General features: G+C 39.9%; 23 protein-coding genes and 3 riboswitches. Of the genes, 9 read left to right on the forward strand and 14 right to left on the reverse strand.

The features are described from left to right. Positions 1 to 217: 217 nt before the first annotated feature. Positions 218 to 361: a hypothetical protein gene (locus tag SporoP8_RS16610; RefSeq protein WP_198166064.1), complete on the forward strand. Its 144-nt coding sequence runs from the start codon at positions 218 to 220 to the stop codon at positions 359 to 361. Positions 362 to 411: 50 nt separating this feature from the next. Here SporoP8_RS16610 and SporoP8_RS03965 read toward each other — a convergent pair whose 3' ends face one another. Continuing rightward, a complete protein-coding gene (locus SporoP8_RS03965; protein ID WP_085131336.1) occupies positions 412 to 1,695 on the reverse strand; it encodes a LysM peptidoglycan-binding domain-containing protein in 1,284 nt (427 codons plus the stop codon). Positions 1,696 to 1,878: 183 nt separating this feature from the next. Here SporoP8_RS03965 and SporoP8_RS03970 point away from each other — a divergent pair, with 183 nt between their 5' ends. Next, positions 1,879 to 2,478, forward strand: coding sequence for a spore coat protein (locus SporoP8_RS03970; protein ID WP_085133549.1), 600 nt, complete (start codon positions 1,879 to 1,881; stop codon positions 2,476 to 2,478). A gap of 104 nt (positions 2,479 to 2,582) precedes the next feature. Next, positions 2,583 to 3,242: an HAD family hydrolase gene (locus SporoP8_RS03975; protein ID WP_085131337.1), complete on the forward strand. Its 660-nt coding sequence runs from the start codon at positions 2,583 to 2,585 to the stop codon at positions 3,240 to 3,242. 40 nt (positions 3,243 to 3,282) lie between these two features. On the opposite strand, the gene SporoP8_RS03980 is transcribed toward SporoP8_RS03975, so the two are convergent. Further along, positions 3,283 to 3,987 (reverse strand): YetF domain-containing protein, encoded by a 705-nt coding sequence (locus SporoP8_RS03980; protein WP_369802578.1) that lies wholly within the window; start codon positions 3,985 to 3,987, stop codon positions 3,283 to 3,285. Positions 3,988 to 4,053: 66 nt separating this feature from the next. Beyond that, on the reverse strand, positions 4,054 to 4,962 hold the full coding sequence (gene metA / locus SporoP8_RS03985) for a homoserine O-acetyltransferase MetA (RefSeq protein ID WP_085131338.1): 909 nt from the start codon (positions 4,960 to 4,962) through the stop codon (positions 4,054 to 4,056). Positions 4,963 to 5,054: 92 nt separating this feature from the next. Then, a riboswitch (SAM riboswitch) is annotated at positions 5,055 to 5,161 on the reverse strand. Between the two features lie 150 nt (positions 5,162 to 5,311). Between metA and SporoP8_RS03990 the strand changes: the two genes are divergently transcribed. Beyond that, on the forward strand, positions 5,312 to 5,581 hold the full coding sequence (locus SporoP8_RS03990; protein ID WP_085131339.1) for an AbrB/MazE/SpoVT family DNA-binding domain-containing protein: 270 nt from the start codon (positions 5,312 to 5,314) through the stop codon (positions 5,579 to 5,581). A gap of 124 nt (positions 5,582 to 5,705) precedes the next feature. On the opposite strand, the gene SporoP8_RS03995 is transcribed toward SporoP8_RS03990, so the two are convergent. After that, positions 5,706 to 6,020: a thioredoxin family protein gene (locus tag SporoP8_RS03995; protein WP_085131340.1), complete on the reverse strand. Its 315-nt coding sequence runs from the start codon at positions 6,018 to 6,020 to the stop codon at positions 5,706 to 5,708. A gap of 616 nt (positions 6,021 to 6,636) precedes the next feature. Here SporoP8_RS03995 and serA point away from each other — a divergent pair. Then, complete coding sequence (gene serA / locus SporoP8_RS04000) at positions 6,637 to 8,223, forward strand: phosphoglycerate dehydrogenase (RefSeq protein WP_085131341.1); 1,587 nt, start codon at positions 6,637 to 6,639, stop codon at positions 8,221 to 8,223. A 36-nt stretch (positions 8,224 to 8,259) separates the two neighbouring features. Here the strand turns inward: serA and SporoP8_RS04005 are convergent, their stop codons facing one another. Beyond that, positions 8,260 to 8,712 (reverse strand): small multi-drug export protein, encoded by a 453-nt coding sequence (locus SporoP8_RS04005; RefSeq protein ID WP_085131342.1) that lies wholly within the window; start codon positions 8,710 to 8,712, stop codon positions 8,260 to 8,262. 67 nt (positions 8,713 to 8,779) lie between these two features. Next, the gene (locus tag SporoP8_RS04010) at positions 8,780 to 9,574 is read right to left on the reverse strand and encodes an HAD family hydrolase (protein WP_085131343.1); all 795 of its coding nucleotides are present in this window, start codon (positions 9,572 to 9,574) and stop codon (positions 8,780 to 8,782) included. 176 nt (positions 9,575 to 9,750) lie between these two features. On the opposite strand from SporoP8_RS04010, the gene thpR reads away from it, so the two are divergent. Continuing rightward, positions 9,751 to 10,299 (forward strand): RNA 2',3'-cyclic phosphodiesterase, encoded by a 549-nt coding sequence (thpR, locus tag SporoP8_RS04015; RefSeq protein ID WP_158232308.1) that lies wholly within the window; start codon positions 9,751 to 9,753, stop codon positions 10,297 to 10,299. Between the two features lie 34 nt (positions 10,300 to 10,333). Here the strand turns inward: thpR and SporoP8_RS04020 are convergent, their stop codons facing one another. Continuing rightward, positions 10,334 to 12,022, reverse strand: a complete 1,689-nt coding sequence (locus tag SporoP8_RS04020) for a methyl-accepting chemotaxis protein (RefSeq protein ID WP_158232307.1) — start codon at positions 12,020 to 12,022, stop codon at positions 10,334 to 10,336. Positions 12,023 to 12,567: 545 nt separating this feature from the next. Between SporoP8_RS04020 and SporoP8_RS04025 the strand changes: the two genes are divergently transcribed. Together SporoP8_RS04025 and SporoP8_RS04030 are read left to right on the forward strand one after the other, a co-directional pair. Beyond that, positions 12,568 to 13,725 (forward strand): acyl-CoA dehydrogenase family protein, encoded by a 1,158-nt coding sequence (locus SporoP8_RS04025; protein ID WP_085131346.1) that lies wholly within the window; start codon positions 12,568 to 12,570, stop codon positions 13,723 to 13,725. Beyond that, positions 13,722 to 14,279: an SLOG family protein gene (locus SporoP8_RS04030; RefSeq protein WP_085131347.1), complete on the forward strand. Its 558-nt coding sequence runs from the start codon at positions 13,722 to 13,724 to the stop codon at positions 14,277 to 14,279. Before SporoP8_RS04025 ends, SporoP8_RS04030 begins: the two co-directional genes overlap by 4 nt. A gap of 56 nt (positions 14,280 to 14,335) precedes the next feature. Here the strand turns inward: SporoP8_RS04030 and SporoP8_RS04035 are convergent, their stop codons facing one another. Together SporoP8_RS04035 and SporoP8_RS04040 are read right to left on the reverse strand one after the other, a co-directional pair. Continuing rightward, positions 14,336 to 14,875 (reverse strand): hydrolase, encoded by a 540-nt coding sequence (locus SporoP8_RS04035; protein ID WP_085131348.1) that lies wholly within the window; start codon positions 14,873 to 14,875, stop codon positions 14,336 to 14,338. A 137-nt stretch (positions 14,876 to 15,012) separates the two neighbouring features. Then, entirely contained in the window at positions 15,013 to 17,202 is a 2,190-nt protein-coding gene (locus SporoP8_RS04040; RefSeq protein WP_085131349.1) for a malate synthase G, read from the reverse strand. Between the two features lie 400 nt (positions 17,203 to 17,602). Then, positions 17,603 to 17,736, forward strand: a riboswitch (cobalamin riboswitch). Between the two features lie 146 nt (positions 17,737 to 17,882). Between SporoP8_RS04040 and metE the strand changes: the two genes are divergently transcribed. Beyond that, complete coding sequence (gene metE, locus SporoP8_RS04045; protein ID WP_085131350.1) at positions 17,883 to 20,177, forward strand: 5-methyltetrahydropteroyltriglutamate--homocysteine S-methyltransferase; 2,295 nt, start codon at positions 17,883 to 17,885, stop codon at positions 20,175 to 20,177. 248 nt (positions 20,178 to 20,425) lie between these two features. On the opposite strand, the gene ribE (SporoP8_RS04050) is transcribed toward metE, so the two are convergent. From ribE (SporoP8_RS04050) to menC, 5 genes are all read right to left on the reverse strand, one after another. Beyond that, the gene (gene ribE, locus SporoP8_RS04050) at positions 20,426 to 20,893 is read right to left on the reverse strand and encodes a 6,7-dimethyl-8-ribityllumazine synthase (protein WP_085131351.1); all 468 of its coding nucleotides are present in this window, start codon (positions 20,891 to 20,893) and stop codon (positions 20,426 to 20,428) included. A 13-nt stretch (positions 20,894 to 20,906) separates the two neighbouring features. Continuing rightward, on the reverse strand, positions 20,907 to 22,100 hold the full coding sequence (locus tag SporoP8_RS04055) for a bifunctional 3,4-dihydroxy-2-butanone-4-phosphate synthase/GTP cyclohydrolase II (protein WP_085131352.1): 1,194 nt from the start codon (positions 22,098 to 22,100) through the stop codon (positions 20,907 to 20,909). Positions 22,101 to 22,114: 14 nt separating this feature from the next. Next, a complete protein-coding gene (gene ribE, locus SporoP8_RS04060; protein ID WP_085131353.1) occupies positions 22,115 to 22,759 on the reverse strand; it encodes a riboflavin synthase in 645 nt (214 codons plus the stop codon). A 3-nt stretch (positions 22,760 to 22,762) separates the two neighbouring features. Continuing rightward, a complete protein-coding gene (gene ribD / locus SporoP8_RS04065; protein WP_085131354.1) occupies positions 22,763 to 23,851 on the reverse strand; it encodes a bifunctional diaminohydroxyphosphoribosylaminopyrimidine deaminase/5-amino-6-(5-phosphoribosylamino)uracil reductase RibD in 1,089 nt (362 codons plus the stop codon). A 144-nt stretch (positions 23,852 to 23,995) separates the two neighbouring features. Beyond that, positions 23,996 to 24,144, reverse strand: a riboswitch (FMN riboswitch). Positions 24,145 to 24,201: 57 nt separating this feature from the next. Beyond that, positions 24,202 to 25,314, reverse strand: coding sequence for an o-succinylbenzoate synthase (gene menC / locus SporoP8_RS04070; RefSeq protein WP_085131355.1), 1,113 nt, complete (start codon positions 25,312 to 25,314; stop codon positions 24,202 to 24,204). Positions 25,315 to 25,316 lie beyond the last annotated feature (2 nt).

Genomic DNA, 25,316 nt, shown 5'->3' on the forward strand with positions numbered 1-25,316 from the left:
TATCACTGAAAAGATAGCAAGTTACAAGATTTTTTTATAATATCTGGGTTTTGACTTAACTTTTGTGTCGATTTTATGTACTATCTTCAACTTTATTATTTACATTCGACTGAATTGATAGTATTATTAAACTATTCAAACGAGCTATGTGAGGTTATATATGTAAGCGCATACACATACTAGTGAGAACAATACGAAAAGAAAGAGGCGAAGCGCTATGACAAAGAAAACAAGTACAATTCGATCAATCTTAGGAGCGAACTTACTCCTGATCATGACTTTTGCTCTCCTACCTGCTTTACTCGTAAATCCGGATATGGATATGTTCCAAAGCGCTATGAAATTGTTAAATAACGAGTGAGAACTCATATGACAGAGCCTTTCCTTTTACTTAAGGAAAGGCTCTTATACTTATCGCTTCCGGATAGTAAATCGATCTTCTAATAACAGCCAGTTTTGTGGGAATGAAAGCCCGAGTTTCCAGTACATGATTCCCCGTAACTTGAATTTCTTCAGCAAGTTAAACTTCTCGTTAATGCTTCGTGCGTCTTCAAACCACACTTCATGTTCAGTTCCTTGTTCATCGTAATACGTATAATGTGGCGCCTGGGCTAGTGCATCGTATTCAATTGCAACATTCTGCTCGATTGCTAGATTAGTAGCAGTTCGTGGACTTAATGCTCTGGCGGCTTTACTATCCGGTTGACCAAATGGGGCTGTCCAATCATAGCCGTATAGATTCTGACCTAAAAAAATTTTTTCATTTGGCATTTGACTAACGGCATATTCTACTACTCTGGTGACTGGACCTATTGGACTTACAGCTTGTGGTGCACTATACGTATATCCCCATTCATATGTCATCAATACAACGAAGTCTACAATTTCCCCATGCACTTTATAATCATGGGCCCCATAAATACCTGTCGTTACTTCCCCCGCTTTTGGTGCAAGTGCTGTAGAAATCGTAAGGCCAGCTTTATGAATTTGATCGCGTGCATTGCGTAATAGTTGATTATATAATTCCCGATCTTCAGGGAATAATAACTCAAAGTCGAAGTGAATATCACCATATCCGATTTTTTTTGCTACATCAATCGCACTTTGAATCATTTTGTTTTGCGCTGCTTGATCAGTAAAAATAACATGCGCTAAATCTGCACTGAATGTATAGTCTTCTAAATTCGTCAGAACTAGCATATTTACAACACCTGCGTTTTTTGCGATAGTCGGAATATCTGCTAGAGCAGGTGCTTTGAGTGAGCCGTCACGTTGTACTTCATAACTGAACATGGCGAGATACGTAAGGTCATCGACACGTTCACGAACTTCCGCTAGCATATCTTGACTGACTGGATTACGCGGTTCAACATATAATAATGAATCAATCCTCGTTTTCACTTCTTGTGGTATATACAGACGCTGACCAATCATTAATGGTCTGGTGGGACTGATTGCATTAATTTCTGCCAAGCGCGCAACTGTAAGACCATATCTTTGTGCGATTGTATAGAGACTATCTCCAGGTCGCACCCAATAATAAGAACCTATTATTGGTATGACAAGTGCTTGTCCTACAGCTAATCGGATATCACTTTCTAGTTCATTAACTTCTGCTATTTGTTCGTATGGCACACCGTATATTTTACCGATTTCATATAAACTCTCACCTTGCGAAACTACATGAATCTGCATGTATCTCCACTACCCTTCCTGAGTTCTATCCTTATGATATGATGGCGCGTTAAGAACTATGCATGAGTTGCCAATACAATTTCATATGAATAAGGTTTCGGTTACTTCACATACTATTTTCGATGTACATGACTATTGAAGGAGGAAAAATATTTGACAAATCAATTCGAAACATCTCAAAACATGCAAGGCGGACAAGTTCCCCCATCGATGAATCACGGTGGGCATGAGTTATTTGATGTCAAAGAAGTACTTAGCGCGACAGTCGGAGCATTGAACCAAGCGATGATTTTACGCCCACACGTCCAAGATCCAGAACTTTTAGATATTCTTGATCGACAGTACCGATTCGCGTTGGATGAGTACAATATTCTCGTCGAAAGTTTCAAAACAGGCAAAGATCCTTCACACCCTACGCAGCGCTATCAAATGAAAGCAAGTAGCGACTTCATTTACGGTATGAAAGAAAAAGCACCCTCTAAGCCCATTCAATCCACAGGTGAAATCAGTGATGAAATCATCTCCGGCTTTTTACTTGGCGCTAAGAAAGAAGGCGCTACAGGCAAAACAGCTGCTTCATTAGAAGTATGTAATCCAGTCGTTCGCCGTGTACTGGCAGATTCCGTGCCTAACTGTATAGAAATGGCGTACGAGTTGTCAATTTACCAAAACAAACATCACTATTATCAAGTACCTCAATTAAATGATCAGGATATGAATATGTTGCTTAATTCATTTGCACCTTCACAAGGTCAACCCGGTATGCCGAACAACCTTCAATAAGTTAATGTTTCAAGCAGATGGAGTTCTTCTTCATCTGCTTTTTTGCTTTTACACTCCCTATATTTGTATACTATGTAGAAGAATACAAATGAAGGAGTGTCTATATGAAAGTTGCGATCTTTGATTTTGATGGTACGTTGTACACTAAAGAAACCTTTAAATTACTCATGGAGCAATTAAAGAATCATCCTACGCACAAGAAGTATTACCGAAACTTTTTTCGATCGATATTACCGCTTTATGTTCGCTATAAACTAAAAATACTACCTGAGTCTATTATGAAAGAACGCTCTATGTTCCTTTATCTACAAGCATTGGATTCATTGACGATGGCAGAACTACATGAGTATTTTAAAGGTATGCATAACGTGATGTTGCCTGACTTCAATGAACAAGTCATTAACCGACTAGTAGAACATCAAAAAGAGGGATACCATATCTTACTAGTTTCTGGAGCTTATACTCCTTTTTTAAAAGCAGTCACAAGTCACTTGACATTTGATCGAATTATCGGCACAGACATCCCTTCAAATGGAGAACAATTAGCGATGGATCAGCCTTTCCTACATATTCAAGGTACACGTAAAAACGAACAAATTTATCAAGCACTACTTGGAGAAATTGTCGATTGGGATAATAGCTTTGCTTATGGTGACAGCATTTCCGACCTTCCAGTCTTAGAGCAAGTTGGGTACCCTGTAGCAGTTCGTCCGGATAAAAAACTTACTGCAGTGGCCAAACAAAGGAATTGGGAAATATTATAAAAAAACGCGAAGAGCTCTGATTATGTCAGGGCTCTTCACGTCAAGTCGATTTTAATGTATTGATATACAAACTGCCATCTGACTGAATTTCTGCGTAGAGAACATGCTCTGGTTTGGAAATCCCTTGTTTTTTTAGTTGCTCAGTTAACCAAGTATCAGTCAATTGAAGTTCTCTCATATTTTTCTCTTCTACTTTCCCGTTAGTAATAATTTCGGTCGGAATATATTTTGGCTGTGGTGCTGGGGCTTTGATATCTTTCTTTGTCGCATATTTCTCACTTGCATTCAACATGACACTTAAATTACCATTCGTTTCGAATATCGCGTAATTGACGTCTTTCATAGAAAATACCGACTGCTCTCGTAGCATCATATTTATATCATTGAAACTCAAACGTAATTTACGCATGGAACCTTCTAGGATTTTTCCGTTCTGAATGACAATCATCGGTTTATCATCGAGTAATACACGAAGTTTAATGGATTTGAATGATAAAAAGTTAGCAAGAATTGTTAATACTGCCCATAAAACCATTCCATATAAACCATTCAAGAATGGCGTTTCAGACTCTCCCGCCAAATTGGCCGCAATCGAACCGATTGTTATACCTGTCACATAATGAAAGAAAGTCAATTGTGACACTTGTTTCTTCCCCATAAAACGCGCCAAAATCAACAGCACAACAAATGAGATCACCGTTCGTAAAGTCATTTCCCAAAAAGCCAATTGCCAAAATTCATCTATGTTCACTGCATACACCTCCGGTAATCGGAGTATGTGCAAACTATAGAAATTTATACACTAATTCTTTTAATTCCAGTTATAAGGAGTTTTCTGGTAGACATAGTAATTGAGCCAATTCGAGAACAATAAATGCGTATGGGATCGCCAAGTATTCATAGGTTCTTTGGACGGATCGTCGTTCGGATAATAATTTACAGGAACATCAATGTCAGCACCTTTTTCTATATCGCGAGCGTATTCATCCCCTAATGTGTGTGCATCGTACTCTAAGTGTCCAGTTACCATAATATGTTTTGCATCATTTGAGATCACAATGAATGCGCCGGCATCTTCAGAAGCAGAAAGCAGGGTCAAATCAGGATGATTCTTTATTTCTTCTAATGAAACTCCCGTATGGCGTGAGTGTGGGGCAACATATACATCATTAAACCCTCTTGCCAAGTTCACTGTTGGATCGGTAATATCATGTGAAAATACTCCAAAACACTTTTTCGGCAACTCGAATTTGTCAATTCCGTAGTGATGATATAGAGCCGCTTGTGCCCCCCAACAAATATGAAGAACAGATGTGACGTTCGTTTTTGTCCATTCCATAATTTCTTCTAGCTCCTTCCAATAGACTACATCTTCAAATTGTAGAAGTTCGATTGGAGCACCTGTGATAATCATACCGTCAAAACGACGATTTTTGACATGTTCAAAAGTAGTATAGAACGTTTCTAAATGATTCTGACTGACGTTTTTCGAAACATAGGTAGCTGTATTGAGAAATGTGACATTCACTTGTAAAGGTGTATTACCAAGCAATCGCAGCAATTGAAGCTCTGTCTTTTCTTTTTCAGGCATCAAGTTCAAAATTAAAATATTGATCGGGCGGATATCCTGTGTTGTCGCACGTTCTTCATCCATAATAAAGATTTTTTCTTCTTTCAGTAATTCACCTGCTGGTAGATGTTTTGGTATATTAATCGGCATTCTATTTCCCCCTTGACGTTCAGTTATTCTATTTCTATACAAAAAAGCCCTCATTTCTCTTAGATAAGAAAATGAGGATTGACCATTCACCGTTCTTATCTCTCAAGACAACAATCTTGTTGGAGGTAGCACCTTCCTGTATATACAGAGGTTGCTGAAGCTTCATCAGGCCAAATCCCTCAGCTTCTCTTGATAAGAAATATTTAATTACTGCCTATTATAGCATTAATAAATTAATTGTATAGCGGAATTGTCAAATTGTTCTGCGCATTTAAGTTTTGTAAATTGTAGATAGTATATTTTTGTGTATAATAGAAACTACCAACTACATTTCTTCGAGGAGGAGCTCATGAAGTCTTTAGGTATTGTTCGTAAAGTTGATCATCTCGGCAGAATTGTCATTCCAAAAGAACTTCGAAATTCTTTGTCGATCGATAAGGGCGATCCGATCGAAATTTTCGTAGAAGATGATAGAATCATTTTGAGAAAATTTCAGGCCAACAGAGCGTGTTTTATCACGGGTGATGTGATGGATGAAAACAAACTATTGTCAAACGGTCTATACATCAGTCCACAAGGCGCTAAAATTCTTATAGAGCAACTGAAAGAGTTCACGTAATACAAGAAATAAGATCTTATTTTGGCATCTTTTCTAATATAAAAAGGACTGAAAACAACTTTTATAGTTGCCTTTAGTCCTTTTGTTTAATTGTCTCAATATCTCTTCATGTAGTCCGATTACATTACGTTAAGCTATTAATAAACTCTTCGATTTCTTCTTTCGTTTTACGATTTTTACTGACGAAACGACCTGTTTCTGTTCCTTCACTGAATGCCACGAAGCTAGGAATACCGAATATATCCAACTGACTGCAAAGATCTATAAAATCATCACGATCAATCGAGACAAATTCATACTCCGCAAATTCTGTTTCTAATGTCGGCAAGAATGGTTCAATCACTCTGCAATCTGGACACCAGTCTGCAGTGAATAAGAAAATCACTCTTTCTTCTTGTTTAAGTTGCTCGAATTGCTCTAGTGATTCTAGTTTTTTCAATTCCCAACACTCCTCTAAATGAATAGTATAAGCCCATTATAACACTCTTACCTGCACTTCTTCCCTTCAAACGACTTACGTTATTTACTTCCACTTAGTTAAATTAAAGATGTTTTTTTACAAATAACCTCTCAGACACGAACGTTCACAAATAATTCAATAACTACGTTCGCATTTAACAGTTTTTCATTTTTTCCAGAAAAGCAATTGACAATAGTTTTTGACGTGTTATGATTAGTTCTAAATTAATAGTTGTTAAACAATTTTGACGAAGAGATACCTTCCTAAAAAGAATTTTTTAGAGAGCTGATGCAGTGGTGTAAGTCAGCAAATTCCGAGGTTGGAGGCACTTCCGAATTGATTGGCTGAACATTTTAGTAGGCTAATCCGTCACATGCACGTTACGCATGCTGAATGAAGGCTGCATCTGCAGCAAAACAAGGGTGGTACCGCGTTAGTTTATCGAGCTTTTCGCCCCTTACTTATACGTAAGGGATGGAAGGCTTTTTTATTTTACCTATAAGGGGGGTAGCGTACAACTTACATATACGATCAATCACACATAGTTTTCCAACAAAAATTCTACTACAAACAATCAAAGGAGAGAATGAATATCATGGCTTTTAAAATACTTATTAGTGACCCACTTAGCGAGGACGGAATTTTCCCACTACGACAAGCAGAAGGTTTTGAAATTGTAATGGAGACTGACCTAACACCAGATCAGCTGAAAGAACGTATCAAAGATTTCGATGCATTACTAGTTCGTAGTCAGACAACTGTTACAAAAGAATTGTTGGAAGCAGCTGATCAATTAAAAATCATCGGTCGTGCAGGTGTAGGTGTCGATAATATTGATTTGGACGCGGCTACAGAAAAAGGAATTATCGTTGTGAATGCTCCGGATGGCAACACAAACTCTGCAGCTGAGCACACAGTCGCCATGATGATGTCTATGGCGCGCAAAATCCCTCAAGCCTTCAACTCGTTAAAAAACAATAAATGGGATAGAAAATCATTCCTTGGTGTGGAATTGAAAGACAAAACTTTGGGGATCATCGGGCTTGGTCGCATCGGTGCTGAAGTGGCAAGACGTGCAAGAGGACAACGTATGAATGTAGTCGCATATGATCCGTTTTTAACAGAAGATGTTGCCAAAAAATTAGGCATAGAAATTGGGACAGTAGATGAAGTGCTAGACGTAGCTGACTTCATTACAGTTCATACACCTTTACTAAAAGAAACTCGTAGAATGATCAACAAAGAAGCATTCGAGAAAATGAAAGACGGCGTACAAATTATCAACTGTGCACGCGGTGGAATCATTGACGAAGATGCTTTATACGATGCAATCGTTGCTGGTAAAGTGGCGGGTGCGGCATTGGACGTATTCGAAGAAGAGCCATTCCTAGACCATAAATTGTTGACATTACCTGAAGTAATAGCAACTCCTCACTTGGGCGCAAGTACATTCGAAGCACAAGAATCAGTAGCAGTTGACGTAAGCCGTGACGTAGTGAACTTCTTGACAATTGGATCTGTTCGTAACCCAGTGAACTTGCCATCTGTTTCTCGTGATGTATTGGCGAAAATCGAGCCATTCTTCGATCTTACAGAAAAACTAGGTATGTTCTTATCCCAAATTCAAAACTCGGTTATCCATGAAATCAACATTCAATATGCTGGCGAATTGGCAAACTACGATGTGCGTGCGTTAACGCGTAACACCGTCAAAGGCCTTTTGAAGCGGAATCTTGGGGAAACTGTCAATGATGTGAACGCGAAGTTATTGGCTGATCGTTACGGCATCAAAGTGAACGAGCAAAAAACAACTACTGGTAAAGGCTTCTTGAACTTGATCACAGTAGAAATCGTGACTGAAAAAGGTATTCGCAAAGTAGCGGGTACACTTCTAAATGGCCTTGGAGCGCGCATTGTAAAAGTGGACGATTATGTAGTAGATGTAATTCCAAGCGGTCACTTACTATTTATCCGACACATGGATCAGCCAGGGGCAATCGGTCGTGTAGGTACACTTCTAGCAGAAGAGAATATCAATATTGCAGCGATGCAGGTTGGACGTTCCACTGAAGGCGGCTATGCTATCATGATGTTAGCTGTTGACAACCACGTCGAATCGACTTCTATCAAGCATATTAAAGAAGTCCAAAATATTAATGATGCAAAAGCAATTGATTTATAAGAATATAAAAAATCCAGCTCATAGTAGCTGGATTTTTTATGTGTGATTGACAAAGAAATCAAATCCCATAGCTGTAAGAATTCCGAACACTAAACACCATAGCGCAATACTGACCGCCGACCAAATTGCCGTATTCATTTTCTTCGCCCCTAATACGAGACCAATAAAAGCCGCGATATGTGTTCCGATCAATATAGGACCCGCAAGTGCTAAAACCGGTAATCCATATTTGTTCATAATTTGTTCTGCACGTTGTTGACGTTTTGACTCACTTTTACCTTTACCCTTCTTCTGTTTTCTACGTGCCATCCATTCTTTAATATGTTGGAAACCAACAATTAATAGAAGAACTGTTGCCATATTACCCGCAAATGAAAGAACTATTACCCATATAGGTGATAGACCCCGAATAATACCTAACGGAACGACAATCATAATTTCAATCCACGGTATAGCCGCCCCTAAAAACACCAATATGTATTCCAGCATTAAATCCCTCCTTGCTTTACAAACAATGAAAAATAAGTAGAAAAGAATCACAACCGATGAGAGAATCTCATCGGTTGTCTAATGCGGCAAGTATAGGAAAAAGACCATGTAAGTTATCGATTTCATACGTAGGTTTCACTTCATCATTCGGTAGTTTATTTTCTCGATTAATCCATACATTACGCATACCGACACGACTTGAACCTAAAATGTCTGTCATCAAGTTATCACCAATCATCAACGCTTCTTCTGCTTGGATACCACTTAATTCCAGAACATGCTTGAATATAGATGCATCAGGTTTCCCTTTACCAAATGCACCAGAAACGATAATATGATCAAAGTAACCAGGTATTTCAGGTGAGATCGTTAGCTTAATCTGTTGTAAACTTGGTGAACCGTTTGTCAGAAGAATTAACTGGTAATTACCTTTCAATTTATCCAATACTTCAAACGTCTCTTCATATATATATGGGTTATTCTTGCGCTCTTTTGGAAATACATCAGCTAATTCCCTACCAAATGGTTCATCATCAATCCCCAGTTTCTTCAACCCTTTAACCCATGCTTCCTTTTGATAACTCGGAATAATCTCTTTCATTTTCTGAAATTCTTCTCCCTCATCGTCAAAAACACCCCATAACCCTTCAAAAGGATTAATTCCGATATTTTGAGTATGTGGAAATATTTCATATGTAGCATACAAATCTCTTGCTTCTTGGCGCACCGCATGCTCAAGTTCTACTGGATTGACCCCTGTTTTCTTTGTCGCGTACTCACATGTTTTTTGAAAAGCCATGGAAATACTCTTGGCATCCCATATCAATGTATCATCCAGATCAAAAATCAATGTTTTAATCATCGTGACATCCCCTTTGCAATTGTAATAATTCTGTTATATCCCACTCTTATTATACACATTACTTACGTGATTTGTTAGTACGTTCCCTAAACCGCAGCCCATACACAGATTTTTTACGCTAATATGCATATATTTTAGAGAGTAAGGGAACCTATTGAATAGGAGGTGAGCTGGAATTGGTACAACATTATTTTATCGGCATCTCTATTGCTCATCCTGTCGATGACATAGCCCAGCAATTTCGCACAGAATATCAATTGAATGAGAAATACAAAGTAATTCCACACGATAAGGATTTGCATTTGACCATGCGCTATATAGGAGAGCTTGATGACGCCAAACTTCCCTGGCTGAAATCTTCTCTTCAGAAAATCGCTAAATCGCATACAGAATTCACGGTGTACGTAAAAGGCTTATCATTTTTCGGATCTTCAAGCGGACCGCGTGTTGTTTTTCTAGCAGTTCAAGGTTCCGAAGCTTTATATGAACTACAAAAGCAAATCGCTAGACGTACAGAAAAGATTCTTGAATTGGAAAAAGACACTCGCTTTGTTCCGCACATCACGATAGCTAAAAAACGCAAGACTACAGATAAAATGCAATTAGAAAAAAAGTCTATTGAACCTGTTCCTATTATAATAGAAGGTTTCACCTTATTTAAGATTAATCCTAGGGAAACTCCTTCCTATGAGGCCCTCGCTTATTTCCCATTAAAAAAGAGTTGATTGCAAACAACGCAATCAACTCTTTACTGATTTACTACACTTTAAATCGTGACATATCATTTTGAAGTTGTTCTGCAAGTTCAGCTAATGTTTGTGAACTGGATGTGATTTCCTCATTAGCCGCTAACTGCTCTTCTGTTGCAGCACTAGTAGATTGAGCTTCTGCTGCTGCTTGGATCGCCAATTCTTCTACACGTTTAGCTCCATCAGTTACTTCATCTGTCATTGCGCGAATCTCTTCAATTGCCGCTGATACTGTAGATACTTTTTCACTAACGTCTGATGTTGCGTGCTCGATGTCCAAGAAGACGGCATTTGTTTTCTCTGTTGACAATAAGCCTTCAGCCACACATTTTCTACCTTCGTCCGTGCTCGTCACCACTGTTTCTACGTCATGAATAATTGTATCAATCATTCGACCAATTTCTTGTGTAGATTGCTTGGATTGTTCTGCCAAATTTCGTACTTCTTCAGCTACGACAGCAAAGCCTTTACCATGTTCTCCAGCACGCGCCGCTTCAATCGCAGCATTAAGTGCAAGTAAATTAGTTTGCTCGGCAATTGCCGCAATCATCGATGTGACGCCACGGATACTTTCAGTGTGTTTGGACATTTTATTGATCGTCACCATGGAATTGCTAATTGTTTCACTGATGTTCGTCATCTGATTGGTCGTTTCTCCCATTAAAGTCGAGCCTTCCTTCACCAATCGCGCTACATCTTCTGATGAATTCAACATTTCTTCATTATCTTGTGTAATGACATCAATGGCCGTTATCATTTCCTCCATTGAGACAGTGGATTGATTGACGATATTGGTTTGCATTTCACTCGTCTGTAAGTTCTTTTCCGTGATTTCTGCTACCATTTCGGATGCAGCTAAACTCTCTTCCGCGCTTGCAGACAATTCTTCTGATTGTGCTGCTAAATGTAAAGCGGAATTTTTCGCTCGATCGATAATGCCGCGTAAATCAGCAACCATTTTATTTAGCGTTTTAGACATATCGCCAATTTCGTCATGATTTTTTATGTTCACTTCTTCTATAGCAAAGTTTCCGGCTGATACTTCAGCTAGCGCATTTGTCATTCTTCCAACAGGACGGCTAATCAAACGAGTGATGATCGTCGTGATTACTACACTGCCAATAATCCCAAGTGCAATTAAGATGATCATCAACGAAGTAGCACTTTTTGTATATTTCGCCACATCCTTTTCCAGCTTTTCTTGTTGTTGTCTTTGATAATCTGTCATTTTATTGATCGTGTCGGAAATCGTTGTTTGATAACTAGCACCATTCGTTCCAATAGCAAGCGCTTGATCATCATTCCCTGCACGTTTCTCTTCTATAATAGATAGTAGTACTTGATCGTATTCATCACTCGCTTCACGAATAGTTAACAATGCAGACTGCATAGTATTATTTTTTAGGATTTCCTGTAATTCATTTAAGCGGTCTTCTATACGAGATTGAGTTTCTTCTAGTTCCTTTATGTAAGATTCTGAGCCATACAACATATATCCTCTAACACTTTTAGCTAAGTTATTTTGATCGCTTTGCTGTTGCTCTAACAAAATGACTTTGTGCATCCTGTCGTTAATTAAAAATGAATACTTTTCATTAACATTCTTTAGTGCTAGGAACCCTATTAAGCCGATAATAATGATAATAATGACAAGACTCATAAATCCAACCCATAACTTTTTTCCTACTGTAAACTTCATATTCCACATTCTCCCTTATTCAATTATCAATCTATATATACATTTGGTATACACTGCCAATTATACTCCACATTATTCATATTCGTATAGGGATATTTGGTGTTTCCGCTAAAATAAAGAAATTATTGTATATGTGAATTTTTCACCAGTTCATCTTTTCAGTTATTAGGATACACGTTGTTACTAATATGTATAATTCGGCTAGCCTTGTGCTGTAAATAGTAAATATAAACTGGTTCCAAAGTCTTGATTTAACGAATTGTAGATTCGCTAAATAGTTTACTCGTAGAAATTTCGACTAAAACTAAACTTCGTCTTGCAACAGCGAGCAGCTTTATACTTCTCAATTATTCAGTAAATTATTACATAGTACGACATGAATTTTTTTCTTTCGTCAGAATGGTATTTATTTTGTTTTTCTAGTATACTAGAATTTCATGACCCTTGAGAGGAGTACTCAAGGTAATTTTGCGTTTGTATATAAATTTACAATAAGCTAGCAGTGAATAGTAGTACAAGAATGAAGTGGTTAGGATGTGTTACTCGTGTCAACAGAACTTTTTATCACAACGGACTTTCAACGCCGATGGGTCGATCAATTGACTGAGGCAGGTCCGTTTTTCAGTAGCTTTTCAGAACAATCTGATGAGCTATCAAAATTTCCGAAAGAGAATATAGAAAAACTCGTGAAAATGGGCTATACGACGCTAACCTTACCTAAAGAGTTCGGAGGTGCGGGTATCACAGTGACGGATATGGTGCTCTTCCAGGAGACCATCGCTCGTTTTGATAGTGCTACCGCTCTAGCAATTGGCTGGCATCAAGGAGTTGTTGGTGAACTATATGAGAGTCGTAAGTGGACCGAAGAACAATTAGCTCAATTTAGTGAAGCCATTCAACAAGGTGCTCTAGTCAATCGTTCCGTTACTGAAGCACAAACTGGTAGCCCTACACGTGGTGGTCAACCACAAACAACTGCTTTACGCACCAAGAATGGCTGGGTGATTTCAGGTGAAAAAACATTTACGACTATGGCGCCTGCCCTTACCCATATCCTCGTATCTGTTTGGATTGAAGAAAAACAGAAAACAGGTTTTTTCTTGTTGCCAAGTGACACAGCTGGCCTTTCTATCAGAGATACTTGGCATACGATTTCAATGCGCGGTACGGAAAGCCAGACACTTGTGCTAGATCAAGTGGAAGCAACGGCTGATCAGTTAGTAGAAGTGAATGAAGCACCACGTGGCAACAAACAAAACGGCTGGCTTCTTCATATTCCCGCATGTTACATGGGAATTGCCCAAGCGGCACGTGATTACGCGGTGCACTTTGCAGCAACTTATCAGCCAAACAGCCTTAATGAACCCATAGCTTCCCTGTTCAGTATCCAAACACAAATCGGAAAGATGGACTTAGAGCTGATTAAGGCACGCCATTTACTTTATGATATCGCGAGAATTTACGATGATCCCGCTCGACGAGTTTATCTACAAAATGAACTTGGAGTAGCGAAATCGATTGTAACGAATAGCGCGATAGAAATTGTTAACTTAGCGATGCGCATTGTAGGCGCGAAAAGTTTGGAATTGTCTAATCCCCTTCAGCGTCATTATCGCGATGTGCGGGCCGGTCTTCACAATCCACCTATGGATGATATGACGATTACAAAGCTTGCACAAGCAGCAATTAGTGGACAACAATGATTAAACGTTTACTCGTGAGCGGTTATAAAGCCCATGAATTAGGAATCTTCAATGAAGACCATAAAGGCATACCTATCATCAAAAAAGCGTTGACAGATCGATTGCTAGCTCTCCTAGACCAAGGACTCGAATGGGTTATTGTCAGTGGACAGCTTGGAGTTGAAACGTGGATTATTGAATGTGTGTGGGATCTGCAAGAAGATTACCCAAATTTACAATACGCGGTCATTACACCATTTCTCGATCAACAGTCGAACTGGAATGAATTAAAACAAGAGACATATGAACAAATCATATCACTTGCAGATTACTCAGTGAGTTTGACGAACAAACCTTATGAAGCACCATGGCAATTTGTAGAGAAGAATAAGTTTCTACTTCGAAATTCGGATGCTTTGTTACTTCTATATGATGAAGAAAATGAAGGTTCACCGAAGTTTCTTAAGAAAATGGCAGTACAACTAGCGGAAACTACCTCCTATGAATTATTATCGATTACCGCTGATGATTTACAACTCATTGCCGAAGATTTACAACGAGAACAATGGGAGTAATAAAAAGCGAAATGCCAGAAATCAGGCATTTCGCTTTTTTCTATTTGATGTTTGATCTACTTGATTACTTTTAAAACCCGTTTAAATTCATCCGTTCCCGCCTCACCTAACAACTCATACAAAGCAGTTTCTACACAAGTGCCGGAGACTCCAAGATGTTTCATCTTTTGTAAGCCGATCATTTTATTAGCTTCTGTTCTGGAAGTGACTGCATCTACTACCACTTCTACTTCATAGCCTTGCATCACAAGATCAGCCGCTGTCATATAGACGCAAATATGCGTTTCAATTCCTGCAATTAACACTTGCTTCCTACCTAGCTCATTCAGTTGTTTCACAAATTCTTCGTTGCCCATTGCGCTGAACGTCATTTTTGCTATGGGTTGTTGTTCTCTGAGCAAGTTCGATAACGATTCAGTAGTTGCTCCTAGACCATCAGGGTATTGTTCGAGCCATAGAATTGGGATATCCAATACTTGTAATCCTTTAATCAGTTTTTCTAGGTTATCATGTAGTTCCTTACTTTCATTGACGATTTGTGCCAGCTTTCCTTGTACATCTACTAATACGAAAACCGTTTGATTGGTTTGCAACATAATGTATTTATCCCCTTTCCAACATTCCTGTTAGTATAGCATGTTTACAGATTCATTAGAAAATACCCATCTCAAAGTGATTAAGCAAAAAGCTGTCTCTCTTTCGTCAGTGAAAGAGAGACAGCTTGAACTAATTATTAATTTTGGACTGTTGCTTTTTGTTTCGCTTTTGCTTTCGCTTCAATACGACGAGCGTGCAAGATTGGCTCTGTATATCCACTTGGCTGTTCCGCCCCTTTAAAGATTAGATCGGAGGCTGCCTGGAATGCGATAGAATCTTCATAGTTCGGTGCCATCGGCTGATACAACTCGTCATCGGCGTTCTGCTGATCCACTATTATCGCCATACGCTCCAAAGTTTCTTGTACTTGCTCTTTCGTACAAACACCATGACGTAACCAGTTGGCAATGTGCTGGCTGGAAATACGCAATGTTGCACGATCTTCCATTAATCCGACATCATTGATATCGGGAACAGTTGAACACCCTACTCCTTGGTCGATCCAGCGAACTACATAACCTAAGATACCTTGTGCGTTGTTATCCAGTTCCGATTGTACTTCTTCTGCAGACCAATTTGCGTTAGGTGCCAATGGAATATCAAGGATACCATCGCGATAATCGATTGAACTGTCAATTCCAGCTTGCACTTCTTTAACATTTACTTCATGGTAGTGCAATGCATGTAAAATTGCCGCTGTTGGTGATGGAACCCACGCTGTGCTCGCACCAGCTTTTGGATGAGCAATTTTCTGTTCGAGCATAGCAGCCATTAAGTCAGGCATAGCCCACATTCCTTTACCAATTTGTGCATGTCCAGGGAGACCCGCACCAATTCCTACTGCTACGTTTGCGGCTTCATAAGAAGAAAGCCATTTAGATGCCTTCATATCCGCTTTTCGAATAACCGGACCTGCTTGCATAGACGTATGAATTTCGTCACCTGTGCGGTCAAGGAATCCAGTGTTGATAAATGCAATACGCTCTTTCACTTCATTGATTGCGGATTTCAAATTCAGTGACATTCTGCGCTCTTCATCCATAACTCCGATCTTAATTGTATTGCGCTCAACACCTAGTAAATCTTCAATACGATCAAATAATTTGTTCGCAAATGCCGCCTCAGCTGGACTATGCATTTTCGGTTTTACAATATAAATAGAGTTGTGAAGCGAGTTTTTAAACTCTACGTTTTCTTTAAAGTTATGTGTAGCAATTAAAGATGTAAGAACGCCATCCAAGATTCCTTCAGGTACTTCATTGCCGTTTTCATCAAGAATCGCATTGTTAGTCATTAAATGACCTACGTTACGCACGAACATCAATGAACGACCACGCAATGTCAACTCTTTGCCGTCTCGACCTATATACGTACGATCAGCATTCAATTTCCTTGTAACTGTTTTACTACCTCGCTTGAATGTAGATTCCAAGTCGCCCTTCATTAAACCAAGCCAGTTACGGTATACGCCCACTTTATCTTCAGCATCTACTGCTGCAATAGAGTCTTCACAGTCCATCAACGTAGAGAGTGCTGCTTCAATTACAAGATCTTTCACACCCGCTTTATCACTTTTACCGATTGGGTTATTGTGATCAATAGCTATTTCGATATGCAATCCATTATTCACCAACAATACCGCCGTCGGTGCGTCTTCAGAACCATTATATCCAACAAACTTGGATTCATCTTGCAAGTGAGTCGTGTTACCGCTTTCAAGCGTCGCTTGAAGTTTTCCTTTTGCAATTTTATAAGCAGTTACATCTGCATGGGAACCTTCAGCTAAAGGCGCTGATTGATCTAACAATTTTTTCGCGAAATCAATTACTTTCTGTCCACGAACTGGATTGTATTGAACACCAGCTTCAGCACCCGCCTCATTACTGATTATATCAGATCCATAAAGCGCATCGTACAGACTTCCCCATCGTGCATTTGCTGCATTTAATGCATAACGAGCATTATCGATCGGTACTACCAATTGTGAACCCGCTTGGTTTGCGACTTCTTGATCAACATTAGCTGTTGTCACTTTAAAATCTTCAGGAACCGGCTCTAAATAGCCAATTTCTTGTAAAAACTCTTTATATTTAGCGAAATCAATTTCGCCTTTATTATTTTGATGCCATTCGCTTATGGTCTTTTGTAATTCATCACGTTTTTCTAATAGCGCTTTGTTTTCAGGAGCAAGTTCATGAATTAGCGAATCAAAGTTTGTCCAAAATTGTTCATTTTGGATCTCTAAACCTGGAAGAACTTCTTCTTTTACGAAGTTATATAGTTCTGTTGCGACTTGCAATTTACCTACTTTTTCATAGTTTGTCATGGATAAAAGCCACCCCTTAATATTTTTTCGCTACTCTGTTGTATAACATGTAGCATTGAACACCATCATCGTCTATTATTCGGCAACACCCCATAGCCTATCGATCAAAAATCGATACATAAAAGACGTATGACTTCTTCACTTGAAGACGTGTTAGTACATATCATACCTAAAGTCTAGTTTACTTTCAACTGAATTGTGAAAATTTTCACATCATGGCTATTTGTGTTCGATACGACTATTAACAACAGTTATATAACAGTCGTGGAAATATCGTATTTTATTATTTCTTATTATATTTCCACTTCGCTGTTTGTTATTTAGGTACTCATCACTAAATTCTGATAGCAAGTTGACACACTATTTTGCATGTGATAGCTTTAGAGTCAATCATCTAAATTGAATAGTTTGAAAAGTAGGTGGAATGAAAATACTTTCATTTCTTAAATGGGAATCCTTTTCTTGGAGCGGTCCCGCCACTGTGAAGACGCGAATGCGTCCAGCCAGATACCTGCCTATTTTTCATGACGCTAATCCTACGGTGAATAGGGGAGTGTTAGACAGACGCAGTAAATAATCGCATGCTTATAAGTAGCATGTTATTTTATATGTACTCGCAATTCTAACATTTCCCCTAGAGATGTTTTTTTTATTGTAAAAATTTAAGGGGGAAATTATCCATGGTAAAAAGCAGTATAACGGGCTATCCCGTAATAGGTGAAAATCGTGAGTGGAAACGTGCACTTGAGGCATTTTGGTCAAAGAAGATCTCAGAAGATGAGCTTCTTCAAACAACGAAAGAGATTCGCTTGGCAAACTTGAAGAAACAACAAGACGCCGGAGTTGATTTGATTGCTGTAGGCGACTTCACATTGTATGACCGCGTACTGGATACGTCAGCCATGTTCGGAATCATTCCGTCACGCTATAACTGGAAAGGCGGACAAGTTTCCACTTCCACATACTTTTCGATGGCACGCGGTAATGATGAGGCAGTTGCCTCTGAAATGACAAAGTGGTTCAATACAAACTATCACTATATCGTGCCCGAGTACGAAGGTCAGCGTTTTCAATTAACGGAAAACAAGCCTCTAACTGCTTATCGTGAAGCCAAGAGCGAACTAGGTATTAAAGGTAAACCTGTACTACTCGGTCCCTATACATTACTGAAGTTATCTAAAGGTTACGAAGATATAGACGTACCATCTATAATTTTACAACTGATTCCGCTTTATCAAAGAGTACTACAAGAGTTACAGGATGAAGGTGTACAATGGGTTCAAATTGATGAGCCGATTCTATGTACATCCATAAGCTCAGATGAAATGAAGACCGTTACAGAAATTTATTCCCAGCTAACTAAAAATGTGAGCGGACTGAATATTCTACTACAGACATACTTCGATTCAGTAGAACATTATACGGAAACGATCGCGTTACCTGTCGCAGGTATCGGACTCGATTTCGTGCACGGACGCGAAAGAAATTTAGAAAATCTAAAGCAATATGGTTTCCCAGAAGGTAAAGTGCTTGCAGCAGGAATTGTAGACGGACGCAACGTATGGCGATCTAATTTACAGAAAAAACTTGCATTGACTGAAACAATCCAACAGCAAGTTTCAGCTGATAAATTGTGGATTCAGCCTTCTTGTAGCTTGCTACACTCACCTGTTACGACTCGCTCGGAACAGAAACTAGATAAAACGATCTTGAACGCATTAGCATTTGCCGACGAGAAGATTGAAGAAATTAAAGCAATTCAAATAGCTATACTACGAGGTAAAGAAATAACAGCTAAGGAATTTGAAGAATGTGAAGTAGCATTGACTGCATTTAACGCCCTTCCTACTCGCAATAATAAAGAAGTTCGCGAAGCGACTTCCGGAAGTCTACTTTCTGATAGTAAACGAAATCTTCCATTTGCAGAACGCAAAGTGAAGCAACAGGAAAAATTCCAATTGCCACTACTTCCTACTACGACTATAGGTAGCTTCCCACAAACACCGGAAGTACGGGCTACACGTAATAAATGGAGAAAAGGCGAAATTACGAATCAGCAATATAAAGATTTCATTCGTGCTGAAATTAAAGTATGGATCGATATTCAAGAGGATTTAGGCCTTGATGTATTGGTACATGGCGAATTCGAACGTACAGACATGGTGGAATATTTCGGAGAAAAGCTTGATGGATTTGTCTTTACTGAAAAAGCTTGGGTACAATCCTACGGTTCACGTTGCGTTAAGCCCCCTATTATCTTTGGAGACGTGGCGTTCACTAAACCAATGACTGTGGAAGAATCGGTTTATGCGAAATCACTTACAGATCACGAAGTAAAAGGAATGCTCACGGGCCCTGTAACCATTTTAAACTGGTCATTCGTCCGTGATGACTTGTCCAGAGAAGAAGTGACAAACCAAATCGCACTCGCTTTGCGTAAGGAAATCGAAGCGCTTGAAGCAGCGGGTATCCATATGATTCAAGTGGATGAGCCAGCACTTCGTGAAGGTCTTCCATTGAAAAAGACTGAATGGAAACACTATCTGGACTGGGCTGTTAATGCATTCCGCGTATCTACTGCTTCAGTGGAAGATACGACGCAAGTGCATACGCATATGTGCTATTGTGATTTTAACGACTTTATTGAATCGATCAGTGCACTGGATGCAGACGTAATATCCATTGAAACGTCACGCAGTCACGGCGACTTAGTCGAAGCTTTCAATGAGTATCATTACGACAAAGGAATCGGTCTAGGTGTCTATGATATTCATAGTCCACGCGTTCCAGCAGTAGAAGAGATGACAGAGATTATCAACAAAGGTCTTGAAGTACTTGAGCCTTCTCAGTTCTGGATTAATCCCGATTGTGGATTGAAGACGAGAAAGCGTGAAGAAACAATTGCAGCATTGAAAAATATGGTCATTGCTACTATACAGGCACGAGAAAAATTAGGCGTGGTGACGGCACAATAATGAATTTAGGACTGTCTTAGAAATCAGTATGGTTTCTAAGACAGTTTTTTCATAGAGAGTTCGAAATAGTGCAGACCGCAAAAGTGTTCAGAGAGGGGTTGTATGATACATTCATTTACATATTTGAACTTAAACACTATTTAAGCACAGCATACTACGATGTTAAGATTTGAATGATACATTATAAAAGAGGATATCCTATGAAGTAAAGTAACTTCGAGGACATCCTCTTTTACGTCTATTACGAATCAGTCAAACTGCTTCGTCAAGTTCGCCATCTCAATAGCGGACACCGCTGCGTCCCAACCTTTGTTCCCGGCTTTAGTCCCTGCACGCTCGATCGATTGCTCAATCGTATCCGTTGTCAGCACACCAAAGATCACTGGAATGCCCGATTGCATGCTTGCTTGAGAAACACCTTTTGCAGTCTCGTTACAAACAAAATCGAAATGAGGTGTCGCGCCACGGATTACCGTTCCTAGCGTAATGACTGCATCATATTTTTTTGAGTCCGCCATTTTCTTTGCGATTAATGGAATTTCAAACGCTCCCGGCACCCATGCTATATCTACATCTGCTTCATCCACACCATGACGTTTGAACGCGTCTTGTGCTCCTGATAGTAACTTCCCTGTGATGAACTCGTTGAACCGCCCAACGACGATACCTACTTTTAACCCCGTACCTACTAAATGTCCTTCGAATAAATTACCCATTTTTCATCTCTCCTCATAAAGTTAGTAAATGACCAAGCTTTTCTGCCTTTGTGTGTAGATACTTTTCGTTCGCTTCATTAAATGGTAGCTGAATTGCAACGCGTTCAACTACTTCCAATTCATATCCTTTTAAACCAGCAATTTTCTTTGGATTATTCGTCAACAAACGCATTTGCGTAATGCCGAGTTCCCGAAGTATTTGTGCGCCAATACCGTAATCACGCAAATCAGCCGCAAACCCAAGTTTTTCATTTGCTTCTACCGTGTCATAGCCTTGTTCTTGCAGTTCATAGGCTTTCAGTTTATTGATTAAACCTATTCCTCTGCCCTCTTGACGCATATACAACAATACACCGCGCCCTTCTTCTTCAATTTGAGAGAGAGCAGCTTGCAGTTGCGGACCACAGTCACAACGGCACGATCCAAAAACGTCGCCTGTTAAGCATTCCGAATGAACTCGTACTAAGACCGGCGCTTCCGTTGTAACGTCCCCTTTTACCAGTGCAACATGTTCTTTTCCTGTCATAGTTTCGGTATAGCCAACCATGCGGAACTCGCCATAACCTGTCGGCAGCTCGATCTCTGCTTCACGAATGACTAATTGCTCTCGTTGCAGACGATAATGAATAAGGTCTTGAATGGTGATTAGTTTTAAATCTAGTTCTTCAGCCATCTGACGTAATTCCGGCACACGCGCCATCGTTCCGTCTTCACTCATGATTTCACAAATGACGCCTGCTGAAGCGCTGCCTGCCAGCCGTGCTAAATCTATCGCAGCTTCAGTATGTCCTGTACGCTCTAGTACACCACCCGACTTCGCTACAAGTGGAAATATATGCCCTGGACGTTTGAATTCGCTTGCTGTTGCATTCGGTTCCATCATTTTAATAATTGTATCCGCACGTTCAAATGCACTGATCCCAGTATGTGTAGAGCGGTGATCGATACTAATCGTAAACGCCGTGCCATGTGAATCGGTATTATCATCGGTCATCATCTGTAACCCTAGTTGCGCTGCTTTTTGCTCTGTTATCGGTACACAAATCAAGCCTCGACCTTTTGTCGCCATGAAGTTGATAATTTCAGGTGTAATCTGGTCGGCTAATGCCACGAAATCCCCTTCATTCTCTCGATCCTCATCATCCACTACGATGACCACTTTACCTTGTCGTAAATCTTCTAATGCTTCTTCGATTGTATGAAACATCCTCATTCACTCCTTCACATAAACCCATGTTGTTGTAAAAAGTCTTTCGACATCGTTTGATCCGTATTTTGTCTTTTCTGCAACATGTTCTCAACATATTTGGCGAGCATATCACATTCGAAATTAACTACATCCCCTATTTGTTTTTTCGCAATGACCGTCATTTCCTGTGAATGTGGAATCAATGAAATCGTAATATCTGTATCTTTTACCTCAAAGATCGTCAATGACGTCCCATCCAATGCGATAGAGCCTTTATGTAACAAATAAGGATGATATCCTTGCGGTAAGGACAAGCGTATATATAACGCATTATCAACCGTTCGCTTCTCACGGATCGTAGCTATTCCGTCTACATGTCCTGTGACAAAATGTCCGCCTAACCTACCATTCGCTGCAAGTGCTCGCTCCAGATTCACAGAACTTCCCACTTCTAATTGTCGTAGTGAAGTAGAAGTGACAGTTTCAGGCATGACGTCCGCAGCAAATTGGTCCTTGGTAAAACTCTTTACCGTCAAACAGACACCGTTGACCGCGATGCTATCCCCTACTCTCACATCTGTCAAAACAAGGGATGCAGCTATCGTAACTGTCATAGATTGAGCGCCAGGTTGTATTTGCTTAACTGAACCAATCTCTTCAATTATTCCCGTAAACATGATTCAATCACCCACTTTCGGTACAGCTATGATTTTAATGTCTGGTCCAATCATCTCCACACTGTCAAATCTTAATGAAAGCGCCTCATCCATCAGTTGAGGATCCAGTCCACCTATTGGCGTCAGCGATCCAATTCCGCCAAGTAGTTTGGGTGCAACATAGCAAATGACCTTCTGCACGGCGCGCGCTTTCACAAACGAAGCATTAATGGCCGCTCCACCCTCTACAAGCAATGTCATAACACCACGTCTTCCTAGCTCTAATAGAATATCTTCTACAATCAGCTGGGGTTTTTGCATTCGGATGATCTGGACATGGGGCTTGTTGAGTAACTTTTCACGTGATAACTCTGCATATTTTCCGCAAAAAATCCAAGTAGGCGCTTCTGAGTTTTGAATGATCTGGCTAGATTCTGGTGTTCGTAAAGATGTATCTAAAATAACTCGAATAGGATGTTGTCCACCTAGGGGCAGTCTGGTGGTGAGAAGAGGATTATCATGAAGAAGCGTTTGCACACCTACTAAAATCGCATCTTGCGTATGGCGAAGCTGATGGACATCGAGTCGTGCTTGCTCACTCGTCACCCATTTGCTATCTCCTTTAGAAGTGGCAATCTTACCGTCTATCGTCATAGCTGTTTTCATTGTCACATGAGGTGTTTTGGTTTTAATAAAATGAAAAAATGGTTCATATAGTTTTTTAGCGCGTTCAGAAGAGACAGATTCGGTTACTTCCACTCCTGCACCACGAAGTTTCGCAATGCCTTTACCTGCTACAAGAGGATTAGGATCCGTTGTCGCAACAAAGACTCGTTTGATACCGGCTTGAATAACGGCATCAGCACAAGGGGAAGTTTTACCAGTATGTGAACAAGGTTCAAGCGTTACATACAAATCAGCATCTGTTGCTTCCGCTCCTGCCATATCAAGTGCAATTCGTTCTGCATGGCGTTCTCCTGCTTGTAAATGCGCACCCATTCCAATGATCCGGTTTGTCTTAACTACGATTGCACCTACTGGTGGATTGGGAGAAGTTTGACCTGCCACATTTTCTGCGAGCTGCAAAGCCATTTCCATATAATTCTGATTCATTGAGCAACACTCCAGCTTACAGTATTCCTCTAGTGACAATTCTACATACAAAAAGCCCCGCAAAAGATTATGCGGGGCTTGTATCCATGACTAAATAAACGTTATATACCGTAATGAAAAATCATCACTTATAGTATACACGCATTGTTCCTTCTCTCATCCAGACTTTAACTGTCGGCTTTGGAGTTTCACCAAATCCACCTTCTGCTTCTATAAAGCATCCGGGTCACGGACTAAGAGCTTGTTAGCTCATCACCGTCGGTAGGGAATTACACCCTGCCCCGAAGGAAACATATTCGATTAACTAAGAGTCTAGCACATATGACAACTAAATAACAATAGCTGAATAATTATTCAGCTATAAAAACCCATTTATCTACTGTAAATCTGTCCAATGCTTCCATGTTGGGAATGTACCCGATTCCATCTTCTGACGGAACTGTAATATAACCTTTTTCAGCAACTACTTCTGGTGTAATAATATCTTGTTCCCAGTAACGTGAAGAACCTGCTGTATCGCCAGGAAGCGTGAAATTAGGTAAAGTTGTCAATGCTACGTTGTGCGCTCGTCCAATACCCGATTCTAACATGCCACCACACCATACATCGATGCCATTCGCTGCACAATAATCATGAATTTTCTTCGCTTCTGACAGACCGCCAACTCTCCCAATTTTCACGTTGATAATTTTACAACTACCAAGTTCGATAGCTTTTCGTGTATCTTCCAATGAGTGGATACTTTCATCTAGACAAATCGGTGTCTTAATTTGTCTTTGCAATGTTGCGTGATCGATAATATCATCGGAAGCAAGCGGTTGCTCAATCATCATCAAGTTAAACTGGTCGAGTTCTTTCAACACTTCTACATCATCTAACGTATAAGCTGAATTCGCATCCGCCATTAAGGGTACATCAGGATGGGCTTCTCGAATGGCACGTATCACTTCCACGTCATACCCAGGCTTGATTTTCACTTTAATGCGCTTATACCCTTCATTTATAAAGCCTTTAATATTGACCAATAAATCTTCAACATTTTCTTCAATTCCAATGCTGATCCCCACTTCAATACGGCTACGTTGCCCTCCGAGTGCTTTGGCAAGCGTCATGTGGTGATGCTTTGCATATACATCCCATATCGCACCTTCAATTGTCGCTTTCGCCATATTGTTTTTGCGGATATGTCTAAATAAGTCACTTACTTCATCGGGATGTGTAATAGACTTGCCAAGTACTGCGGGAATCAAGAAATCACGAAGCATGTGAATCGTCGTTTCTGTAGTCTCTTCACTATACCAAGGCGCAGTAAACGCAACAGATTCCCCCCACCCTTCATGACCGTCCGCGTCTGTGACAGTTGCCAACAGAAAGTCTTTCTGCTGAATCGTTCCAAAACTTGTAGTAAACGGATGTTTCATCGTCATATTCATTCTGCGAAGTGTAATCGTGTTAATTTTCATTG

This window comes from Sporosarcina ureae (genome assembly GCF_002101375.1).
In the GTDB taxonomy this organism is placed as follows: domain Bacteria; phylum Bacillota; class Bacilli; order Bacillales_A; family Planococcaceae; genus Sporosarcina; species Sporosarcina ureae_B.